We start from the raw sequence: 20,937 nt of genomic DNA, 5'->3' as shown, positions 1-20,937 counted from the left end.
CCACGTGCTGCTTAAATTCATCCGTAAAGTTTCTTCTTTTTCTAGGTGCTTTATCCATGTGATCCTCCTTGTTGATCATAAGATACCACACCTTAAGGAAACTGTCCTAATTATTGTAACCTATCCAGGGCGAATCGCAACGCCCTGGCCCCTTCCCCGGGTTTCAGAACCGTGCGGGAATGGTTTTTAAGCGAAAAATAAATCAACACGTCTTTCAGTTGGCTACGCATATCAACTATTTGCCATCCGCAGGATCCCTCGGCGGGCAGGACTCAATTGGAATCAGAAATCAAGAACAAACATAATTGAAGAAGCGACATAATTTAAAAAAGTCCGCAGCGTAAGCAATCTCCTGGGGGCTCGGGGGCGTCTCCTCCTTCCTTCAACATCATGAAGCCCACTTTCCCATCAAAACAAAAGAAAAAACCAAAATCCCCGCTTTTGCCGACAATATACCCTCGTTCTTCCCTTGAGAAATCGTTTTATATCCACTATAATGAAGATAGTCATAGAGAAAGAGAGGAGACTATTATGAAACTATCCAATCGTATCGAGTCCATGCCTTACAGTGCCATCCGTAAACTCACCCCCTACGCAAACAAAGCGAAAGAAGCAGGGAAAAAGGTTTACCACTTAAACATTGGTGCACCGGACGTCGAAACCCCGCAAGAATTCTTCGATGCCATTAAAAACATCGACATGAAAGTATTAAGCTATGCACCCTCTCCGGGTCTTCCCGAACTTCGCGAAGGCATGGCAAAATACTACCAACGCAGAGACATCCCCATGACCGCTGACGACATCGTCGTTACCGCAGGCGGCTCCGAAGCCCTTCTTTTCACCCTGCTCGCAATTACCGATGTAGGCGATGAAATCCTCACCTGCGAACCCTACTACACCAACTACTACTCCTACTTCATCGAAACCTCGACCACGGTAACCACTTTCCCCACCGTCGTCGAAGACGACTTCCACCTCCCCTCGAGAGAAGTCATCGAATCCAAGATCACCGACAAAACCAAAGCCATCCTCTTGGCCAACCCCGGCAACCCCACCGGTGCCGTTTACACCCAAGAAGAAATCGAATTGATCGCAGACATCGCCATCGAACACGATCTTTGGATCATTGCTGAAGAACTCTACCGCGAATTTATCTTCGACGGCCAAAAATTCCACAGCTTCGGTACCATCGAACGCATCCAAGATCGCCTGATCCTTCAAGACTCCATCTCCAAACGCTTCAGCGGTTGCGGCGCCCGTATCGGTAACCTGGCCTGCATGAACAAAGACTTCATCGCCGCCGCCAACAAACTGGCGACCGGCCGCTTGGCTTGCCCCACCGTGGACATGATCGGTGCCGCAGCCCTCTATGAAATCGACGATTCCTACTTGGATCAAATCTCCGAAATCTATCAAGAACGTCGCGACGTCATCGTCGAAGAATTAAACAAGATCGACGGCGTGAAATGCAACATGGCCGGCGGCGCTTTCTACACCGTAGCCGACCTGCCCGTCGACGATGCCGAAGACTTCTGCCGCTGGTTGCTTGAAGAATTCGATGTCGACGGCGAAACCCTCATGATGGCTCCCGCCGCAGGCTTCTACGAACACAGCGAAGACTACCTGAGCCAAGTTCGTTTGGCCTACGTACTCAACGTCGACGCATTGAGAAAAGCAATGCACATCCTCGACGAAGGCCTGAAAGCATACAAAGCAAGATAAGAGAAGAATAAAAACCTTAGGTAAATGCACGGACCCCCAAAAGTCGGACCGAGAAATCCGACCTTTAGGGGTCTTTTAATGGCAAAATACAGTGACGAATTGAAAAAAATCGTCGAAAAAGGCAACGGCGACGACAATAACGATCGAATCAAAGAAAATTTAGGAGGCCTGAGCCCAAAGCAATGCCTTGAACGCATGATATCCGCATAGAAAATAAGTTATGTAAAACAAAATCGAGCAAGCGAAATGCTTACTCGATTAAGTCCGACTGTATGGGGCACCCGTTTTTTCGGGTGCTTTCCTTTTGCCCTAAAAGGCTTTAATTGATTTTTTGGAAGATGGAGATGGAGCGATCGGAATTTTCGTAGTACACTTCCATGCCCATATTTTCCACGATAAAGCGCAGGGGCACCATGGTGCGGTTGTTTTGGATCGTGGCGCCCACATCGAGGGCGACGGTGTTGCCGTCGATTGTGGCTTCGTTTTTGTTCGCGGGAAGGGCAATGGTGTGGCCCTTGTAGTTTACCATGGCCGTGCGGCTCTCATTGTCCCAGGTGACTTCGGCGCCGTAGGCTTCCATTAAGAAGCGCAGGGGCACGAGGGTGCGGTTGTTTCGAATCACCGGCGTCGTGTCCATGGTGCGGTTTTCGCCGGCGAAGGTAAAGTTTTTCTTGCCCACGGTCATGCGCACTTTCGCATAGCCCGGCGATTCCTTCACATAGCTGGCCTCGTGTCCGCCGAAGTTTGCCTTGTAGGCCACGTAGGCGCCTTGTGCTTTTTCTTGGCGGAAGATGGCGGCGGGCTCTTTCACGCCGGCGCCGGGAGCTTTCCAGCTGCTTGTGTCCGATTTCGCCGCGCCGTTTTCTACGGTCCAGGCGATTTGGGCCGGGTCGATGGCGATGCTTCTGCCGGCTTTGGTGACGCCTTTCGGGGCCAGGCTAATGGTGTTGCCGCTCTCTTTTGCAGCGAGGGTGAAGCTTTTTAATGCGGCGGGGCTTTGAATGTCCACGGGCAGGGTGATGGTGACGCCGCCTGAGGTGGTCAGGACGATGTTGGTCTTGCCCACCTTCGGCGAGAGGAAGCGGCTGTAGATCCAGGCGTCTTTGCCGAAGGTGCTGTCCGTTAAGCTGTAGCCCACGTTTTCGGCTTTAATGGGATGGTAGTTGCTGTCCCAGGCCTTGTTCAGCTTGTAGGTGGCCACTTCGCCCAACACGACGTGGCGGGGGCCTGCGATTTCGCCGCCTGCCAGGGCGGTTCTGGGTGCGTTGTTCATGACGCCGATGCCGTTGACGATGCGCCGCTCGGCGCCGTTTTTCTCGGGACGGGTGATTTTCGTGTTTTTGAAATCGCCGTGGCCTCGGGCCACCAAGGTGGTGGAGCCGCCGCCGTCTAAGTTAATGGCTTTTTCCACGCCCAGGGCGGCCACGGTGGCTGCCCATTCGTCCAGCTTCATGCCGCGGCTTTTTTTCGTGCGGCCTTCCGTGGCCACGAGGTAGACGGTTTTGCGGTCTTTGGAAATGGCCGCGGCGCTTCGGGCCCGGTAGCCGTCGATGGCTACCGCGTCCATAATGTAGGGCTGGGGCCTGCCGCCGTTGACCAAGAGGGCGTGGCCGCCGATTAAAAAGCGCCAGTTTCTGTCCGGGCTCACGCGGTAGTCCAGGCGCAGTTTTTGCCCGGGCTTCACGTGGTTTCGAATAAAGTCTTTGGCCCGTCCGTTGACCTGCAAAATGTATTTGCCCTTGGGGGTGACCATGGGAATAGGCTTGTCGAGTGAAATCCGTTCCACGACGAAATTGCCGTCGACCAAGACTTCGCCGCTTCCTTTGAGTCCGCGGGAGGGAGCGGTCCAAAAGTCGTTGTACAATTGGATGCTGTCTTTGTGGGAGGGGACTTGGGTGTGGTTGATGATGTAGTCGGTTTTGTTCAGGCCGCTGATCTTGTAGTGGGCACCGTCTTGGGCGGTGGCGCGGCCGTTGAAGGTAAAGCTTTCGATGTAGGCGTTTTTCCCGCTGTCGATGCCGAAGGCGAAAAGGCCCACGGATTCCAGGGGAGAGGACTGAAGCTTGCCGTCCACGACAGAGGGGCCGAAGGGGGCGCCTTGCTTGGACATATTGAAGAAGTCGCCGTTAATGCCGGCGTAGGCGTCGGTGCGATTGGCCATGTGGCTCACCGTGTCTTTGCGGGTGTAGTTGCCCGCTCCGGCCATGACCTCGAGATCCGCCCCGGGATTGTTCAGATCCACTTGGATCACATCGACGATGTGGTTTCTTCCGCCGATTTTTGCGGAAAGCTCGCGGCGCACCACGCCGGGGGAGACGGTGGTGCGGCCGTTTTCTTTTAGGGAGACGGCCTCGGCGCCTTTGGGCACGAGAAGCACGAGGGCCAAGACCCATAAAAATACAAATTGCCTTTTAAATACGTTCAAAGGAAACACCTCTTTCTTTCTTCCATTGTACTGGAAAAGGGATTTTCTGTGGGTGTTAATCCCGTTACAAATCCTCGGGAAGCTTGCGTCCGTCGATTTTTCTGTAAAACTGATTGTCTGCCGGATCCAGGGGCGGCAGATCGTAGCCCATGCGCTGCATTTCGTTGAGCTTAAAGATCATGAGGTTCACGTCCACGGAAAAGGCCCGGGCCATGTCCATGTAGGAGTAGCCCGATCGCGCCATGGCGTAAACCGCCTCGTCTTCCAAAAGGAAGTGGGCGGAGAAAATATTGGCCTCAAGCTCCATGGCATCGGTTAAATGGAAGAGGGTGTATTCGATGAGGGCATCGGCCTCGGCGTGGTTTCTGTGGTAGAGGTGGTGGCCCAGCTCGTGGGCCAGGACCATGCGCTGAATCGGCGCCGGCATGCGGTCGTTGTAAAAGACGAAGGGCTTGTTCAACACCGTTTTGTACATCCCGAGGAGCTTCGTGGAGGTGGCCATGGCCACGAGGCCTACGCCCAGGGCCTCCAGCACCGCCTTGGGATCTGCGCCGTAGCGGGCCCGCAGGCGATTGGCGTCGTCGTAAAGGTGGCGGTAGCGATTACTCGTCTTGTTCATAAGGATCGCCCGCCTTCTTCGATTCGTTCTCCAGCTTCGCGCGGAAATAGGCTTCCTGTATGGCCTCAAACACCGCCTGCTTGTCTTCCTCGTCCAAGCGGCCGCCGGCAAAGAGCCCGATGCCCCCGTCCACCAATTCCCGGGCGTCGGCACCGCCGCTTTTTCCCCAGCGGGCCTCGGCCGCTGAGATAAAGGCGTCTTCTTCCGTAAAGAAATAGGTTTTGGGCACGTGGAAGAGCGCGGCCAGGGCGTCGTAGGTGGCGTCGTGGCGGGGGCGCAGGCCGCCGGTTTCGTAATTGGATATGGTGCGCAAAGAAAGGCCCAGGGCCTCGGCCAAATCCTTTTGCGTCATGCCCCGCTCCTTGCGCAGGTTTTTTATTTTTTCTCCGAATGTCATGGGTCACCTCGAATGGTTTATACGCAATTAAATTGCGCGTCTATGGAAAAACAGCCTTGAAATATGCAATCAAATTTCGTATCATGGAAACAAATAGGAAATCGAGTTGCGTAAATCATAAAATGAATTGCGTCTTTTGTCAAGAAAGGATCGCCGTGAAACGGGTTATTTTACATTCGGATATGAACAATTGCTACGCCTCCATCGAAATTCAGAGAAACCCGGCCCTCCGGGGCAAGGCCCTGGTGGTGGGGGGCTCTGTGGAAGATCGCCACGGCATCGTCCTGGCCAAGTCCGTGGAGGCCAAGGCCATGGGGATCAAAACCGGTGAGGCCCTGTGGCAGGCGAAAAATAAATGCCCGAACCTTATCGTGGTGGCGCCCCACTACGAGGTGTATTTGGATTTTTCCAGAAGGGCCCGGGCCATCTACTACGACTACACCAATCAGGTGGAGCCCTTCGGTCTCGACGAGTGTTGGCTGGATGTGACGGGGAGTGTGCATCTCTTCGGCACAGGCGAGGCCATGGCCCACGCCATTCGCCGGCGCATGAAAGAAGAACTGGGCATTACGGTTTCCGTGGGCGTGAGCTTTACAAAGACCTTCGCGAAGCTGGGAAGCGACATGAAAAAGCCCGATGCCGTGACGGTCATCGCCGAGGAAGACGTGGCGAGGAAGGTCTATCCCCTTCCCACCGACGCCATGATCGGCATCGGCAGCAAGACGAAGGAAAAGCTGCGGGCCGTGGGGATCCACACCTTGGGGGATTTGGCTCAGGCGGATCCATCTCTTTTGAAAAGCCGCCTCGGGATCAACGGCGAAAAGCTTTGGAAAAAGGCTCGGGGCATGGAGGAAGATCCGGTGCGGGACCGAGACGACCTTCTGCCCGTGAAAAGCGTGGGCAACGGCATCACCCTTCGGGAAGATTTAAAGAACCCCGTGGAGGTGCGGCGGATCTTTCAGATTCTCGCCCTGAACGTGGCGCGCAGGCTCAGGGAAGGGGAGCTCATGGCCCGGGGCATCGAGATTCATTTGCGGGATAAAGATTTAAGAAGCATGACCTTTCAGCGCATGCTCCCCACCGACGGCGCCTCCTCTTTTTTGCTCCGTGACAGCGCCTTCGATCTTTACACGGAGAAGGTGGATCCCGCTCGCCCCATTCGCGCCGTGACCCTTCGGGCCACGAATCTCGTGCCGAGCAAGGCGGCGGTGCAGACGGATTTTTTCTCAGATTACGAAAAAAAGAAAAAAGAAGAGGATTTGGACCGGGCCATTTATACAATTCGTCGGCGCTACGGGGAAGAGGCCATAACTTTTTTAGGGCTCCTGAACGATACGAAAATGCCCATTCGTACCAATGATGTGATCACTTTGCCCCATCCCGTCTTTCGATAATCGTTTAAAAACCCCTGAAAACGGGGTAAATAGATTGAATAGAACATGGGGATCCGATAAAATAGGGGATAGACAGAAAAGGGAGGTGGTGTCCGTGAAAAAGTCGCCTTACACCGGCTTGGCCTTAATTACGCAGGTGGGACTGAATATCCTTCTGCCCATATTGGGGTGCATGCTGCTCGGTGCGTGGTTAGACAAGAAAACGGACGGAAGCGGATTGTTTCTTCTGATTCTCACCCTTCTGGGCATCGCCGCCGGCGTCATGAACATCCTTCGCTTGGGCAAGAAGCTATGAAAGATCGTTTCACCAACGAATACATCGCCCTCACCGCCGGGCTTACGCTCGTGGTCTCGGGGGTGCTTCTTATGGCCTTAAAAGACCCGAAGCCCGCTGTGTTGGGCTGGATCTTCGGCTCGCTGATTGCCATGGCCATGTTTAAGCTCATGTACCTTACCTTGCTCCGCGCCGTGGACAAAACCGAGGCGCAGGCGTCGCGCTACGCGGGTATGCACTACCTGTTTCGCTTCGCCCTGTACGCCGCGGCATTGGTGGTGGCGGCCAAGGCGGAGTATTTGAGCCTTGTGGGGACGTTTTTCGGTCTATTATCCGTCAAGTACGTGATACTCTTTAGAAACATGTTCGACTATCTTCGCAGTAAGAAAGGAGGGGGCTTTTGAAACGAGGCATCGTCTTTCACGCAGGTGATAAGACCATATGGCTCCACGAATCCCTGTTCACGACCTTCGTCATCGTGATCGTGCTCGGGATTCTCAGCTTGTATATTCACTCGAAAATCAAAAAAGCCGATTTCAAGGAAAAGCCCACGGGACTTCTGCACATCGTCGAGATCGCTGTCGAGGCGATCAACAATCTGACCGTGCAGACCATGGGCGAGCACAACATGGGGTTTGCGCCCTACATGCTCTCCTTGGGCGCGTTTTTAGTATGCGCCAATCTGTCCGGGCTTTTGGGCTTTGTACCGCCGACAAGCGACTACAATGTCACCCTGGCACTCGCTTTAATTACCTTTGCCATGATCCACTTCTTCTCCGTCAAGACCAAGGGGATCGGAGGCTACTTAAAGCAATACGCCGAGCCCATCGCCATCTTAACGCCCATTAATATTTTAGGAGAGCTGGCCAATCCCGTCTCTCTCAGTTTCCGTTTGTTCGGCAACATATTAAGCGGCATGTTAATTATGAGTCTGGTCTATCAGGGATTAGGTTTGATCTCAAAATTCATCATTCCCCTCGTCGCGTGGCCCTTACACGGCTATTTCGACGTATTCAGCGGCGTGTTGCAAACCTTTATCTTCCTCATGCTGTCCATGACCTACATTAACTCGGACATGGCGTCTCCGGAAGAAATCGCAGAGAGAAAAGCAAAAAAGCAGTCGTAATCATAGAAAGTGTATAGGGAGGAAAACACTATGCAAATCACCAGTGAAGCGTTCATCTTAGGTTGCTCGGCCATCGGCGCCGGTTTAGCAGTTATCGCAGGGATCGGCCCCGGTGTCGGTCAAGGGTATGCGGCAGGTCAAGCGGCAGCCGCCGTGGGACGTCAACCGGAAGCGAAAGCGGACATCGTTCAAACCATGCTCCTCGGTCAAGCCGTTGCGGAAACCACGGGTATTTACGGTCTGGTTATCGCTATTATCTTATTATTCGTAAAACCCTTATTAGGCTGATTAAAGGCGCAGAGAACCGAAAGGAGTTGTCCCTATGGAAATTTTTGTCGTGCCGGACATGTGGAATGTGTTGGCACAATGGGGCGCCACACTTATCCTGTTTCTCGTCATTCGCCACTTTGTCTATAAGCCGATGAACGAATTTTTGACAAAAAGGCAAAACAGTGTCGTCTCCGAAATTGAAGAGGCGGAGGAACTGTTGCATGAAGCGGAAGCGCTTCGCGACAAATACAAGGATAAATTACAGCAGGCCCGCAAAGAGGGGGCTGAAATCATCGAAGCCTCCAGAGAACGGGGCCGCGATCTGGAAAAATCCGCCGAGGAAGAAGCCAAGGCCCACGCGGCAAAGATCATCGACAAGGCGGAAAAAGACATCGCCCTGGAAAAGGCCCAAGCCTTAAAAGACGTGCGCGAAGAAACCGCCGATCTCGCCGTGATGATCGCGGAAAAACTGCTACAAGACAATATTGACGCAAAAAATCAAGACGCATTGGTAGACGGCCTCATCAAAGACTTGGAGAAGAACCATGTATGATGAAGGCCTGAGCAAATACAGCATCGCTCTCTATGAAGTGCAGAAAGCATCCGGCGACGATCTGTTGGATTATCTGGACGATGTGCGGGAGGCATACAAAGACAAAGCCTTTCTCACCGCCCTGTCCCATCCGAAGCTTCGCCCGGAACAAAAACACGCGCTAATTAAAAAAGTGTTTGGCGACACATTGCCCGAGCCCTTGTTTAATTTGCTCTACGTCGTGGCCGATCACGGCCGCTCGAATCGCCTGGTGCGCATTTTAGACGCCTACGAAGACATGTGCTACGAGGCCAAAAACATCGAGCGGATCGTCGTCGTCGCGCCCATGCCCCTGTCCGACGAAAAAGTTGAAGCCATCCGAACCGCCTACGGAAAAAACCGTCCGGGCCAAGTGGAGGTAAAGGTCGAAATCGATCCGAGCTTAATCGGCGGCGTGAAAATCATCACCGAAGATGGCGTCATCGACCGCAGCCTGTCGAGGCAGCTTGAGGATTTAGGGCGCAGCTTGAGAAGAAACGCATAGAGAGGTGAGACATGAATCTAAGATCAAAAGAGATCGGCGCCGTCATACGGGAGCAGATCAAAAACTATAATGTCGACTTGGTCATGGAAGATGTGGGCACCGTCATCGAGGTCGGCGACGGAATCGCCCGCATCTGGGGCCTGGAAGACGCCAAGGCCGGCGAATTAATCGAATTTCCCGGCGGCATTTACGGCATGGTCCAAAACCTGGAAGTTAACAATGTGGGCGTCGTCTTACTCGGCGACGGCGACATTAAAGAAGGGGACGAAGTCAAGGCCACGGGCAAAGTCGTGCAGGTTCCCGTCGGCGAAGGCCTTCTGGGCCGCGTCGTCAACGCCCTGGGCGCGCCCATCGACGGCAAAGGCGACTACCCCTACGAAAAAACCATGCCCATCGAAAAAATCGCCCCCGGGGTCATTACGAGACAATCCGTCACCGAGCCCCTGCAAACGGGCACCAAGGCCATCGACGCCCTGTTCCCCATCGGCCGCGGCCAACGGGAACTGATCATCGGCGATAGGCAAACGGGCAAAACCGCCATTGCCATCGACGCCATCATTAATCAAAAAGACACCGACGTCATTTGTATCTATGTGGCCATCGGTCAAAAGACCTCCACCGTGGCACAAATCGTCGACACATTGGAACAACACGGAGCCATGGATCACACCATCGTCGTGGCGGCCACGGCGGCGGAACTTTCGCCGATCCAATACATCGCCCCCTACGCCGGGGTCACCATGGCGGAAGAATTTATGGCTCAGGGAAAAGACGTGCTCATCGTCTACGACGACCTGTCGAAACACGCCGTCGCCTACCGGACCATGAGTCTTCTTTTGCGTCGTCCGCCGGGACGTGAAGCATTCCCCGGCGACGTCTTCTACCTGCACTCCAGATTATTGGAGCGGGCGGCCCGCATGAGCGACGAGTACGGCGGCGGATCCATTACGGCTCTGCCCATTATCGAAACCCAAGCCGGAGACATTTCCGCCTACATTCCCACCAATGTCATCTCCATTACCGACGGCCAAATCTTCTTGGAAACGGACCTGTTCTTCGCCGGGCAACGGCCGGCCATTAACACGGGCCTTTCCGTCTCTCGGGTCGGGGGCGCCGCCCAAACGAAGGCCATTAAAAACGTGTCTTCCACCATGAAATTGGATCTGGCCCAATACAGAGACCTGGCCTCCTTCGCCCAATTCGGCAGCGAACTGGACAAGGAAACCCAACGGACACTGGCCCAAGGGGAGCGGATGATGCGCATTTTGCGTCAACCCCAATACCGCCCCATGAAGCTGGAGCATCAAGTCTTGATCCTCTACGCCGTCACCAAGGGTTATCTCTTGGATGTGGATGTGGACGATGTGTTGAATTTCGAAGAAGAGTACCTGCTCTATGTGGAAAATCACCATCCCGAACTCATTAAAGACTTGCGCGAGCAAAAGACCATGACCGATGCCATCGAAGACGCGATAAAAGCAAGCCTCGTCGAGTTTAAACAGACGCGATAGGAGGTTTTTATGGCATCTACGAGAGAAATTAAACGGCGCATTCGAGGCATAAACAGCATTTTGCAAATTACCAAGGCCATGGAGATGGTCTCCACGGCCAAGCTTCGTCGCGCCCGCATTCGACTTGCCAAAACCAGACCTTACTTCCAAACCGTCGTCGACGACATTCAAGGCATTCTCTCCATTTTGGGAGAGGACCATCCCCTTCTGGCGAAGCGGGAAAAAGAAACCGTCCTCTACATCGTGCTTACCTCGGACAAGGGGCTGGCCGGCGGCTACAACGCCAATGTGCTGCGCCTCACCGAAAGCACCATTAAAGCGGACGGCTGCCGATCAAAACTGTTGGTGGTGGGCAACAAGGCCAAGGACTATTTCGAGCGTCGCGATTACGACATCGTGAAAGCCTACACGGGCCTCAGCGAAAACCCGAGCTATTCCAACGCCCGGGATCTGGCTGCCGTAGCCATGGAACTTTACGAAAATAAAGAAGTGGACGCCATTCGAATCGTCTACACGAAATTTATCTCCACCATCAGCTACCAAGCCGGCGTCACTTCCATCTTGCCCTCCGAGGACTTAAAGGCCAAGGAAGATTCCCACGCCCCTCGGACGCAAATCGAATTCGAGCCCTCGCCCGAATCGGTACTGGACTACCTGATCCCCATGTACGTGGAGACGGCCATCTTCGGTGCCCTTATCGAAGCGGCGGCCTCGGAACAGGGATCCCGACGGGTATCCATGGAAAATGCGTCGGACAATGCCCACGACATGATCGACGAACTGCAAACCAATTACAACCGGGCCAGACAAGCGGCGATTACCAATGAAATCACCGAAATCGTCTCGGCTGCGGATGCTGTGCAATAGGAAGAGGTATCGGTATGCATGAGAATATAGGAACCATCTGCCAGGTCATCGGGCCTGTTGTAGACATCCAATTCGAGCAGGATCACCTGCCGGATCTGTTAAACGCCATTAAAATTCAAAACGACGAGGAAGTCCTCACCGTGGAAGTGGCCCAACACATCGGCGACGACATGGTGCGTTGCATCGCCCTGGGCGCCACCGACGGCCTGAAGCGGGGCATGGATGCGAAAGATACCGGCGCGGCGATTTCCGTTCCCGTAGGAAACGAAACCCTGGGCCGCATGTTCAACGTCCTCGGCGAGCCCATCGACGGCAAAGACGCCTTAAAGGGCGATGAAACCATGCCCATTCACAGAAAAGCCCCCACTTTCGAAGATCAGGACACCTCCAATGAAGTCTACGAAACGGGGATCAAGGTCATCGACCTCCTCTGCCCCTACGCCAAGGGCGGCAAGGTCGGCCTCTTCGGCGGGGCCGGCGTCGGCAAGACCGTCTTGATTCAAGAGCTGATCCACAACATCGCTCAGGAACACGGGGGGATTTCCGTCTTCACCGGCGTCGGCGAGCGTACCCGCGAAGGGAACGACCTTTACTACGAAATGATCGACTCCGGCGTCATCGACAAGACGGCCCTGGTCTTCGGCCAAATGAACGAACCGCCGGGAAGCCGGATGCGCGTCGCCCTGACGGGCCTCACCATGGCGGAATACTTCCGCGACGAAGCCGGCCAAGACGTGCTCTTATTTATCGACAATATCTACCGCTTTACCCAAGCGGGGAGTGAAGTCTCCGCCCTCTTGGGCCGCATGCCTTCCGCCGTCGGCTACCAACCGACCCTGGCAACGGAAATGGGCGCCCTTCAAGAGCGGATCACCTCCACGAAAAAAGGCTCCATCACCTCGGTGCAAGCCGTCTACGTTCCCGCCGACGACTTAACCGACCCGGCGCCTGCCACCACCTTTAACCACTTGGACGCCACCACGGTTCTTTCGAGAAACATCGCCGGCATGGGGCTCTACCCCGCCGTGGATCCTCTGGACTCCACGAGCCGTATTCTCGACCCCAATGTGGTGGGCGAAGAACACTACGCCGTGGCGCGCAAGGTACAGGAAGTGCTTCAAGAGTACAAAGACCTGCAAGACATTATCGCCGTTTTGGGCCTGGAAGAATTGTCCGAAGACCAACGGATCACCGTGGCCCGTGCGCGGAAGGTGCAACGGTTCTTGTCGCAACCCTTCAGCGTCGCCAGCCAATTCACCGGCATCGACGGCAAGTACGTGCCCATCGAAGAGACGGTGCGCGGCTTTAAGGAAATCTTAGAAGGCAAGCACGACGAGGTGCCCGAATCCGCCTTCCTCTTTGTCGGCGGCATCGACGAAGTTTTGGAAAAAGCGGCGGCGGCCGAAAAAGAATCGGAAGCTTCGGAAGCTGCGCCTGAAAAAGACGAAGCGGAAGAAGGGGATGAACAATGATCGACCTGCGTCTGGTGACCCCTCACGCCGACGGCTTTGAAAAACAGGTGGACAAAGTCATCGTTCGCGGGATCTTAGGCGATTTGATGCTCATGGAAAACACGGCGCCCATCGTCACGCCCCTGGCCTACAACACCATGAAGGTCTATATGGACGGCGGCGTAAAAGTCGGCGTCGTTCACGGCGGCTACGTGTCCATGAAAGACAATGTAGCCACCGTGGCTACCACCGCCTTCGAGTGGACCTACGACATCGACGCGACGCGGGCGCAAAAGGCCAAAGACCGTGCCGAAGCGTGGCTGAAAGAGGCGGAGTCGAAGGGAGAAGACACCAGTCGGCAAAGCTACAAAGAAGCCAAGCTTTCCCTGCTGAGGGCCATTAACCGTTTAAACAATGCCGAAAACTGAAAAGCGAGCCGTCGGAGATCTCCGGCGGCTGTTTTTGTGGGAGAAGAAGGTGAGGGAAAAGGCGGGTTTGCCGAAAACGGGAAAATTCACAGATACTTTCTGAGAAATCCCCGCCGCCGCGCTTCTGGTATGCACAATTGAGGCGTGCTATAATAAATTCGTAAACGGCTCGCTTTCAATATGGGATTTAGAGAAGAGGACATGATGAGTGACTTCGCGGATTTTACCAATCGTTTCAGAATAAAAAACTCCCTTCCCGGAGTGTTGACCACCTTGATTCTCTACGGCGTTCTGTTTTTGCTGCAGTTCGCCTTAATCTATGCCGTGGGGCTTTTTCTGAAAGAGCACGAAGACCTGCTTCAAGGGCTCTTCTTTGTCGTGGACTTAGGCGTCGGCCTGCACATCGTCAACGACAAACGAAACGACCCGGTGTACAAGGTGGCCTTTCTCTTTACCATGATCATTTTGCCCATGTTCGGCGCCTTTCTCTACATCTTGAGCAAATGGGACATTATGCGCCGCTGGTTTTCGGAAAAATTCGAAACATCCAAGAAGAAGAACTTCACCTACTACCGCCAGGATCCGGAAATTATGGAAGAGACCCGCATGGAAGATCCCCTCTTCTACAACACGGCGCGTTTTTTGTGGAATCAGGAAGATTTCCCCATTTACCGAAACGGGGAATGCGACTATTATCCCATTGGCGAAGACTACTGGCGCCGCATGCTTGAGGAGCTTGAAAAGGCGGAAAAATTCATCTTTATGGAATACTTCATCGTCCAACAGGGGGAAATGTGGGACAGCATTTTAGATATACTGAAGCGCAAAGTCCAAGAGGGCGTGGAAGTGCGCCTGATGTACGATGGCACGGCGGTGCTCACAAAGCTCCCAATTAAATACCGCCGCGCCATGGAAGAATTGGGCATTAAGACCAAGGTCTTTAAGCCCATCGTGCCCGTATTGAGTCTGTATCAAAACCACCGGGACCACCGAAAGATTTTGGTCATCGACAACAAGGTGGCCTTTACCGGCGGGATCAATTTAGCCGACGAGTACGTGAACCTGACGGCTCCCTTCGGCCACTGGAAGGACACGGGCGTCACCATCTACGGGGCGGCGGTGCGCAGCTTCACCAATATGTTTTTGGCCATGTGGGATGTGAACGCCGACGATCCGGAAAGCTTTAGGCCCTACATTATGCCGCCGGAAGAAGAATACAAAGGCAAGAAGTCGGGCTATGTGATTCCCTTCGGCGACGACCCTTACGGCAAGAACCGCGTGGGCAAAGAAGTCTACAACGACATGGTGAATCAGGCGGTAAACTATCTGCACATTATGACGCCTTACTTGATTCTCGACGACGAGACCAAGAGCGATTTAATCCACCTGGCCCACACGGGAACGGATGTGAAGATCATTACGCCCCACATCCCCGACAAGAAAATCGTCTTTCGGGTGACCCGCAGCTACTACAAGGAGCTCATTCGAAACGGCGTGGAGATCTACGAATACACGCCGGGCTTTGTCCACGCCAAGAGCTTCGTCTCCGACGACCGAAAGGCCGTGGTGGGCACCATTAACTGTGACTACCGCTCCCTGTTTCTCCACTTCGAATGCGCCGCCTATTTTTACGACGAGGCCATGGCCCGCAAAGTGGAAGCGGATTTTCAGGAGACGCTCAAGGAATGCACGCCCTTTACCATGGACATGTGCATGGAATTCAACTACTTCCAACGGGCGGCGGGCCGCGTGCTTCGCATCTTCGCCCCCATTATGTAGGAGGTATCTATGAAACTTTTACGCCTTATTGCTCAGGAGCTTAAGCAGGGGAAGGAGGCCTTTCGCCGCTTTCCCCTGTCCATGGCTTTTGCCGTCTTGGCGGCGATCTTTCAGTGCATCTGGCTTCAACGAAACGAAGCCACGGTGTTTAACGCCTCGCCCCTTCTCTTTTCCGCCGTCGCCGTCATCGGTTTTTTCGTTACCGCGGCGGCCTATTTGTATCTTGAAAGCGTGCGGGAAAAGGAAAATTTCCACGCCCTGCTTTTGGGCACCTGGTTGGGCGTGCTGCTTTTTCTCGTGATCAGCGGCTTTCGCCTGGCCTCCATGGGAAAAGAAGGGGTGGACATTTACTTCGCCATGCCCACCTGGGCCCTCTTCGCCGCCTCGGGGATCATGGTCTTTTGCGGCGGAAAGATCCACGACGAGCGCAGGTTCCCCGCCTATGTGCTGATCCTCACCATCGAAATCGCCGTGGCCTATCTCTACGCCTTCGTCCTCTTCGCGGCCATGTGCCTCTTGCTCGTCGGGGCCGATGTTTTATTCGGCGTGGTGGATTTTTCCACGGCGGTTATGTATTTGGCCACGATTTGCTTTATGCCCTTTATGGCGGCTATCTTTCTCTCACGCCTAAGCGCCGTGGAAGGGGGCCGCAGCCCCTACGGCGCGGGCATCCACGTGATCAACAATTTGTTTAACAATATTCTCGCGCCGGTTCTGGGCCTTTACGTCCTGCTCCTGTACCTGTACATGGCGAAGATTCTCTTTTTGCACGAGCTGCCCACCACCAGCGTCGTGAACCTCATCCTTTGGCCCATGGCCCTTGCCGTCTTCGTGCTCTTTATGGTGGACCACAACCGGGACCGCACCGGCGCCTACTACTTCAGAAAAGCCATGCCCCCGGCGGCCCTGCCCCTCTTGGGCCTCATGTACTACGCCTGGTTTTTGCGGGTGCATCAATACGGCCTCACGGAAAATCGCTACATGATCTTCGCCCTTGGCCTGTGGGTGGCCTTCGCCATGGTCCACTTCATCGTTCAGAAGCGGGAGCTGCACATGATCCTCCCCATGACCTTGGTGGCGGTGCTCTTGGTTTCCGTCTTCGGCGGGCCCATCAGCGCCGACAGCGTGGCTTTTCGCTCCCAGAAAAAGCGCCTGGACCGCATCCTCGTCGCCAATCACATGTTAAAGGGCGGCGAAGTGGTGCCTTCCGGGAATCTCTCCGTGAAAGAAAAGCGGGAGATTCAGGAAATCGTCGATTACCTGATACAGCACCACGACGTGTCCCACGTGGCCTATTTGCGGGACGCCAATTCCTCCGAGGCCATGGAACGCATCTACGGCTTTACGCCGGATAACGCCGGGCCGGTGACGGATTTAAATTACGCCATGGATATGGCAGAAGGCGTGGACGTTTCGGGCTACGACAAGGCCTACTTTATCGACACCTACGGCGTCGGGGAACCGGAAGCCGCCTCGGGTCTGAAGACCGAGCGAATCCGCGGCAGCGTCACCGTGCATTTAAACGACGAGGATTCCGTGAACGTGGATCTGAAAGCTGTGCGCGAGAAGATCCGCATCTTGCGCCAAACCAAAGGCGAGATCGAGCCCGAGGACCTGACCATGGAAGGGGAAAGAAACCGCTGCGCCTACAAGATTTACGTCACGGGCACGGTATTTTTCTCCGCCCAAGGGGAAGTGGATCCCGACGCGGGAATCTCCCTTTGTGTATTGGTTCGGGAGAAGGAAGGAAAGTAAGCATCAGAAACAGGAAAGGGAAGCATTATTTTGCGTGAATTCATCGAAGCCTTTGTCATGGTATTTATCGGCGAAATGGGAGACAAGTCGCAATTCTTGGCCTTGGCCTTCGCCACCACCTACCCGACGCGGACGGTGCTCGGCGGGGTGAGTTTGGGGATCGGATTAAACCACGGCCTGGCCATTTTGGCCGCCGTCTTAATCGCCGGCGTCTTCAACAACCTCACCTTTTTACAGATCATCGCCGGCATTCTGTTTTTATTCTTCGGCCTCTCGGCTCTGAAGATGGATTACGACGAAGAGGAAGAAGAAGCGGTGAAGGCCTCCTCCATGGGGCCGGTACTCACCGTGGCCTCCGCCTTTTTCGTCGGCGAACTGGGCGACAAGACCCAGCTCATGGCCATGACCCTGGCCATGAACAGCGAGCGGCCGGCAGTGATTTTTCTCGCCACCGTCTCTTCCATGATCCTCGTCTCCCTCTTCGGCATCCTCGTGGGCAAATACGTGGGAAAGAAAATTCCCCAAGTGACGCTCAATTACTTTGCGGCCTTTCTCTTTCTCCTCTTCGGCACACTGAAACTCTACGGCGCCGTGGACGCGGGCTTTAAGACGCCCTTCTGGATCATCCTCTACGCCCTCATCCTCGCCATCGCCGTAGTGTACATCTTGATTCTGAATCAAAAGGCGCGGAAAAAACGGGACTCCCGCTACCTTTACGAAGCCTACAAGCGGGTGCGTGCGGCAAAGACCCCGGAAGAAGAGGCCGCCATTGCAAAAGAAATCGAAGCCATTACGGGGAAATACTTCGGCGAAGATATTCCCTTTATCGGCGACGTGCTGGGCCACGTGGAGCGCATCCACGGCGTGGACCCGGAAATATACGACGACATCAAAAAGCTGTGATCGGTAAGGGCCGCTCGCGGCTTTTTTTCTTGCCCTCGAGTCATCAATAAAGATTGAACAAAAAAAGAAGGCCGAATCTTCAGCCTTCTTTTCGTTTTTATGAGATAGAGTTTGTCGTTCTTCTTAATTAGGGATGCCCGTAGGAGCCATGGGGAAAGTGAAGCGCTTGCCGTTTAACAGGATCCACGTTTCGTTCTTTCCGTCTGCCTGTCTATGGTAATCGTGACCGTTCATGGCTTCTACCGCGGCCCCGTATGCCCAGTGGCTTTCGTCCATATCCCGCATCGGCGCGAGTTCGGTTTTGTGTGCCTTAGCAAAAGCGAGATCGGCGTAGCGGTTTAACATGCGATTGGTGGTGGAGACCACTTCGGCACGGGTAATCTTGTTTTCCGGCTTAAAGCTTCCGTCGGGATAGCCGTTGACCCAGCCCTTATCGGCCGCCGAGGCGATAACGTCATAGGCCCAGTGACCTGCTCCCACATCGTTAAAGGGCAGGCTCAAACCGATCTTCAATTGATCGAAGCGCGATGCGATGGCGGCAAATTCCGCCCGGCTGATGGGGTTGTTCGGTTTAAAGGTACCGTCGGGATAACCTGTAATCAGCTTGTTTTCCGTCATATAAGAGACGGCAAAGGCATACCAGTCATCCTTCGTCACATCGGCGTAGGGCATGGTGTAAACCTTGTTCGCTTCCGGACGATCCTTTAAGAGGCGGGCAAACATCATGGTGACTTCCGCCCGAGTCATGTTGCGGTTCGGCCCGAAGGTCAAGTCGGGATAGCCCTTCATATAGGCCAAGTGATCGACAAGATTCAGCTTGCTGTCTGCCGGGTTAATCGGCGTCACGGTCCAACCGGGGGTCGAGGGAGTTTTTTCTTCTTTGTATTTCAGCGTAAACTGAATCGCCGTGTTATTAGCTTCATCGACGATGACAAAGTCTTTTCCGTCTTTACTTTGCAGACCTTTAAAAATAAAGTTGAAATCGATGGAATTGTCATTGAAGGTAGCCGTCGCCTTGAAGTTCCCGCCGACGGTTCCCTTAACGGTATAGTTGGTGTTCGGCTTCGAATCCTTGTTAAATTTCGCGCCGCTCAAGGTGACCTTAAGGACGTCGCCGGCGCCGTTGACGGCAGTTTTAATATCCTCAAAGGTTGTGTACTTTCCTTCTTGGTCTTGATCCTTGAGCTTCATGGTCACAGTAACCTTTCGGCCGACGGTCTTCGTGTCCGTAATTTCGAACTTGTCCTTGGCGCCGTCAAGCGTTGCGGTGACCGTAGCCGGATCAAAATCCATTTCCTTCGGCAGTTCAAAGGTGGCGACCATCGAGAAGTCCAGGTTCGAGATGGCAATCTTGCTGCCCTGAACGGCGGCATTAGAATATTTCTTTTCGATATCCGCTAGTTGCTTTTTAATGGGCACTACATTTAATGTGCCGCTAAACTTTTGAACCACATTCTTGCCGGTTTCATAGACCTTCGTGTGTTCCGTTTCGTCGCCGATCAAAATGTCGCCTTCCAGGGGGAGCGTAGCTTTGATTTCCGGTATATAATTCAGCGTAAACTGAATGGAGGTATCGCTAGCATCTTTAATGATGGCATCACGCCCCTCTGCGCTTTGTCGGCCTACAAAGTCGAAATTAAAGGGCATGGCATTGCCGTTCATAGTGGCGGTTGCTTTGAAGTTTCCGCCGATGGTTCCCTTAACGGTATAGTCGGTGTTCGGTTTCGAAGATTCGTTAAATTTCGCGCCGCTCAAGGTGACCTTAAGGACGTCGCCTGTGCCGTTAACGGCCTCTTTAATGTCCTTAAAGGTTTTGTACTTACCTTCTTTGTCTTGGTCCTTGAGCTTCATGGTAACGGAAACCTTTTGGCCCTCGGTCTTCGTGTCCGTAATTTCGAACTTGTCGTTGGCATCGGTAAGCGTCGCTTTGACGTCAGCCGGGTCAAAATCCATTTCCTTCGGAAGTGTAAAGGTGGCGGTCATCGAGAAGTTCAGACCCGAGATGGCAATTGCCTCTTCTTGGCCGGATGCCCCGGGATGGCTGGTTTCGGTATTCGCCAGTTGCTGTTTAATGGGCCTTACATCTAATGCGCCGGTAAAGCTTAGAGTCGCATCCTTGTGAGTCGTGTAAACCTTGTCGTGCTCCGTTTCGCCGCCGATTAAAATGTCGCCTTCCAGTGGAATTTTTGGCGTACCATTCTGGTCGGGATCGATCGGTTTGGACGGGTCGGGTGCGGCGGGAAGACCGGTTGCCAAAGGTTTCGTTGCTTTATCTGACGCAAATATTATTTTTCTTAAGCTCCAGAGTCTACCACTTGGATGGATTTCGATTTCACCATCGGAGGTTATGGATTTGTTTCCTGCACCGGGGACGTCTTTCGTATTAAAGCTGTAAGGAATGGAAAGATCGACTGTTTTCGTCGAAGGATCGTTTTGTACGTCCTTTTCGTAATTCTTCTTCAAACTGGGATTATCGACGTCTTGCAATGGGATTTTAAAGGTAACGACATTTCCGCTTGTCGTGGCCTTAATGCCGTCTCCATAAATAATATTGGAGGTGTTCGCTGTGGTGATGCCTTCTCCGATGGATACATTTTCCGGAAATTGCACGCGGTATTCGATATAGGCAATCGTATTTTTGCCCTCTTTTCCGTGGGGATAACCGCGATCGGGAATTTTCGGCATGATAGGACTCATAACCGTAGCTAGGGGGATACTGGCAGTCCATGTTCCCTGATAGTTTCCTGTGGACGAATCTAAGTTTCCGTTGGTTTTAACGTAGTCGCCAATGGCTAATTGCGGGGTTTCACCTGCAGCATAGGCTAAATTGCCTCGGGGGGGGGTAATGATACCGAATACCATCACCATGGCGACGATGAGGGATAAGAATTTTCTTTTCATCGTTTCAATACTTCCTTTCTTTTTTTGAATAAGTAAAAA

Annotated in this window: 20 protein-coding genes; 16 read left to right on the top strand and 4 right to left on the bottom strand. The window is 53.7% G+C overall.

Going from position 1 to position 20,937, the window contains the following annotated elements; genetic code table 11:
* The first annotated feature begins 531 nt into the window (after window positions 1–531).
* On the top strand, window positions 532–1,722 hold the full coding sequence (locus DG046_RS08090; RefSeq protein ID WP_108832002.1) for a pyridoxal phosphate-dependent aminotransferase: 1,191 nt from the start codon (window positions 532–534) through the stop codon (window positions 1,720–1,722).
* A 78-nt stretch (window positions 1,723–1,800) separates the two neighbouring features.
* Window positions 1,801–1,932, top strand: coding sequence for a hypothetical protein (locus DG046_RS09930; protein ID WP_255419590.1), 132 nt, complete (start codon window positions 1,801–1,803; stop codon window positions 1,930–1,932).
* Window positions 1,933–2,041: 109 nt separating this feature from the next.
* Here DG046_RS09930 and DG046_RS08085 read toward each other — a convergent pair whose 3' ends face one another.
* The 3 genes from DG046_RS08085 to DG046_RS08075 all read right to left on the bottom strand — a co-directional run bounded on the left by DG046_RS08085 (window position 2,042) and on the right by DG046_RS08075 (window position 5,163).
* On the bottom strand, window positions 2,042–4,147 hold the full coding sequence (locus DG046_RS08085; protein WP_108832001.1) for a stalk domain-containing protein: 2,106 nt from the start codon (window positions 4,145–4,147) through the stop codon (window positions 2,042–2,044).
* Window positions 4,148–4,211: 64 nt separating this feature from the next.
* Window positions 4,212–4,766 carry an ImmA/IrrE family metallo-endopeptidase gene (locus DG046_RS08080; protein ID WP_108832000.1) on the bottom strand — a complete coding sequence of 185 codons (555 nt, stop codon included), beginning with the start codon at window positions 4,764–4,766 and terminating at the stop codon, window positions 4,212–4,214.
* Entirely contained in the window at window positions 4,750–5,163 is a 414-nt protein-coding gene (locus DG046_RS08075) for a helix-turn-helix domain-containing protein (RefSeq protein WP_108831999.1), read from the bottom strand. The genes DG046_RS08080 and DG046_RS08075 overlap by 17 nt, the downstream gene beginning before the upstream one ends.
* A 155-nt stretch (window positions 5,164–5,318) precedes the next feature.
* Here DG046_RS08075 and DG046_RS08070 point away from each other — a divergent pair, with 155 nt between their 5' ends.
* The 14 genes from DG046_RS08070 (at window position 5,319) to DG046_RS08005 (ending at window position 17,997) form a co-directional block, all read left to right on the top strand.
* Entirely contained in the window at window positions 5,319–6,557 is a 1,239-nt protein-coding gene (locus tag DG046_RS08070) for a DNA polymerase Y family protein (protein ID WP_108832006.1), read from the top strand.
* A gap of 94 nt (window positions 6,558–6,651) precedes the next feature.
* Window positions 6,652–6,852 (top strand): AtpZ/AtpI family protein, encoded by a 201-nt coding sequence (locus DG046_RS08065; RefSeq protein WP_234411489.1) that lies wholly within the window; start codon window positions 6,652–6,654, stop codon window positions 6,850–6,852.
* Window positions 6,849–7,235: an ATP synthase subunit I gene (locus DG046_RS08060; protein ID WP_108831998.1), complete on the top strand. Its 387-nt coding sequence runs from the start codon at window positions 6,849–6,851 to the stop codon at window positions 7,233–7,235. Before DG046_RS08065 ends, DG046_RS08060 begins: the two co-directional genes overlap by 4 nt.
* Window positions 7,232–7,957, top strand: coding sequence for a F0F1 ATP synthase subunit A (atpB, locus tag DG046_RS08055; RefSeq protein ID WP_108831997.1), 726 nt, complete (start codon window positions 7,232–7,234; stop codon window positions 7,955–7,957). The genes DG046_RS08060 and atpB overlap by 4 nt, the downstream gene beginning before the upstream one ends.
* Before the next feature lie 30 nt (window positions 7,958–7,987).
* A complete protein-coding gene (atpE, locus tag DG046_RS08050; protein ID WP_108831996.1) occupies window positions 7,988–8,245 on the top strand; it encodes an ATP synthase F0 subunit C in 258 nt (85 codons plus the stop codon).
* A 34-nt stretch (window positions 8,246–8,279) separates the two neighbouring features.
* Window positions 8,280–8,780 (top strand): F0F1 ATP synthase subunit B, encoded by a 501-nt coding sequence (gene atpF, locus DG046_RS08045; RefSeq protein ID WP_108831995.1) that lies wholly within the window; start codon window positions 8,280–8,282, stop codon window positions 8,778–8,780.
* The gene (gene atpH, locus DG046_RS08040) at window positions 8,773–9,303 is read left to right on the top strand and encodes an ATP synthase F1 subunit delta (RefSeq protein WP_108831994.1); all 531 of its coding nucleotides are present in this window, start codon (window positions 8,773–8,775) and stop codon (window positions 9,301–9,303) included. The genes atpF and atpH overlap by 8 nt, the downstream gene beginning before the upstream one ends.
* A gap of 11 nt (window positions 9,304–9,314) precedes the next feature.
* Window positions 9,315–10,814 carry a F0F1 ATP synthase subunit alpha gene (gene atpA / locus DG046_RS08035; RefSeq protein ID WP_108831993.1) on the top strand — a complete coding sequence of 500 codons (1,500 nt, stop codon included), beginning with the start codon at window positions 9,315–9,317 and terminating at the stop codon, window positions 10,812–10,814.
* Window positions 10,815–10,823: 9 nt separating this feature from the next.
* Entirely contained in the window at window positions 10,824–11,681 is an 858-nt protein-coding gene (atpG, locus tag DG046_RS08030; protein WP_108831992.1) for an ATP synthase F1 subunit gamma, read from the top strand.
* A 14-nt stretch (window positions 11,682–11,695) separates the two neighbouring features.
* Entirely contained in the window at window positions 11,696–13,153 is a 1,458-nt protein-coding gene (atpD, locus tag DG046_RS08025; protein ID WP_108831991.1) for a F0F1 ATP synthase subunit beta, read from the top strand.
* Window positions 13,150–13,560: a F0F1 ATP synthase subunit delta/epsilon gene (locus DG046_RS08020; RefSeq protein ID WP_108831990.1), complete on the top strand. Its 411-nt coding sequence runs from the start codon at window positions 13,150–13,152 to the stop codon at window positions 13,558–13,560. Before atpD ends, DG046_RS08020 begins: the two co-directional genes overlap by 4 nt.
* A gap of 204 nt (window positions 13,561–13,764) precedes the next feature.
* Entirely contained in the window at window positions 13,765–15,339 is a 1,575-nt protein-coding gene (gene cls, locus DG046_RS08015; RefSeq protein WP_159082107.1) for a cardiolipin synthase, read from the top strand.
* A gap of 9 nt (window positions 15,340–15,348) precedes the next feature.
* Window positions 15,349–17,094 carry a DUF4153 domain-containing protein gene (locus DG046_RS08010; RefSeq protein ID WP_108831988.1) on the top strand — a complete coding sequence of 582 codons (1,746 nt, stop codon included), beginning with the start codon at window positions 15,349–15,351 and terminating at the stop codon, window positions 17,092–17,094.
* 30 nt (window positions 17,095–17,124) lie between these two features.
* On the top strand, window positions 17,125–17,997 hold the full coding sequence (locus DG046_RS08005) for a TMEM165/GDT1 family protein (protein WP_108831987.1): 873 nt from the start codon (window positions 17,125–17,127) through the stop codon (window positions 17,995–17,997).
* Window positions 17,998–18,120: 123 nt separating this feature from the next.
* Here the strand turns inward: DG046_RS08005 and DG046_RS08000 are convergent, their stop codons facing one another.
* Entirely contained in the window at window positions 18,121–20,898 is a 2,778-nt protein-coding gene (locus DG046_RS08000; protein ID WP_108831986.1) for an S-layer homology domain-containing protein, read from the bottom strand.
* Window positions 20,899–20,937: the final 39 nt, after the last annotated feature.

Source organism: Aedoeadaptatus coli, from assembly GCF_900343085.1.
In the GTDB taxonomy this organism is placed as follows: domain Bacteria; phylum Bacillota; class Clostridia; order Tissierellales; family Peptoniphilaceae; genus Aedoeadaptatus; species Aedoeadaptatus coli.
Note: the sequence above shows the minus strand (reverse complement) of the source record. Positions and strands in the feature narration are given on the sequence as shown.

Bases quoted from the DNA above. Each gene is read 5' to 3' on its own strand.
- DG046_RS08090 (WP_108832002.1), top strand. From the start codon at position 532: ATGAAACTATCCAATCGTATCGAGTCCATGCCTTACAGTGCCATCCGT.
- DG046_RS09930 (WP_255419590.1), top strand. From the start codon at position 1,801: ATGGCAAAATACAGTGACGAATTGAAAAAAATCGTCGAAAAAGGCAAC.
- DG046_RS08080 (WP_108832000.1), bottom strand. From the start codon at position 4,766: ATGAACAAGACGAGTAATCGCTACCGCCACCTTTACGACGACGCCAAT.
- DG046_RS08075 (WP_108831999.1), bottom strand. From the start codon at position 5,163: ATGACATTCGGAGAAAAAATAAAAAACCTGCGCAAGGAGCGGGGCATG.
- DG046_RS08060 (WP_108831998.1), top strand. From the start codon at position 6,849: ATGAAAGATCGTTTCACCAACGAATACATCGCCCTCACCGCCGGGCTT.
- atpE (WP_108831996.1), top strand. From the start codon at position 7,988: ATGCAAATCACCAGTGAAGCGTTCATCTTAGGTTGCTCGGCCATCGGC.
- atpF (WP_108831995.1), top strand. From the start codon at position 8,280: ATGGAAATTTTTGTCGTGCCGGACATGTGGAATGTGTTGGCACAATGG.
- atpH (WP_108831994.1), top strand. From the start codon at position 8,773: ATGTATGATGAAGGCCTGAGCAAATACAGCATCGCTCTCTATGAAGTG.
- atpA (WP_108831993.1), top strand. From the start codon at position 9,315: ATGAATCTAAGATCAAAAGAGATCGGCGCCGTCATACGGGAGCAGATC.
- atpG (WP_108831992.1), top strand. From the start codon at position 10,824: ATGGCATCTACGAGAGAAATTAAACGGCGCATTCGAGGCATAAACAGC.
- atpD (WP_108831991.1), top strand. From the start codon at position 11,696: ATGCATGAGAATATAGGAACCATCTGCCAGGTCATCGGGCCTGTTGTA.
- DG046_RS08020 (WP_108831990.1), top strand. From the start codon at position 13,150: ATGATCGACCTGCGTCTGGTGACCCCTCACGCCGACGGCTTTGAAAAA.
- cls (WP_159082107.1), top strand. From the start codon at position 13,765: ATGAGTGACTTCGCGGATTTTACCAATCGTTTCAGAATAAAAAACTCC.
- DG046_RS08010 (WP_108831988.1), top strand. From the start codon at position 15,349: ATGAAACTTTTACGCCTTATTGCTCAGGAGCTTAAGCAGGGGAAGGAG.
- DG046_RS08000 (WP_108831986.1), bottom strand. From the start codon at position 20,898: ATGAAAAGAAAATTCTTATCCCTCATCGTCGCCATGGTGATGGTATTC.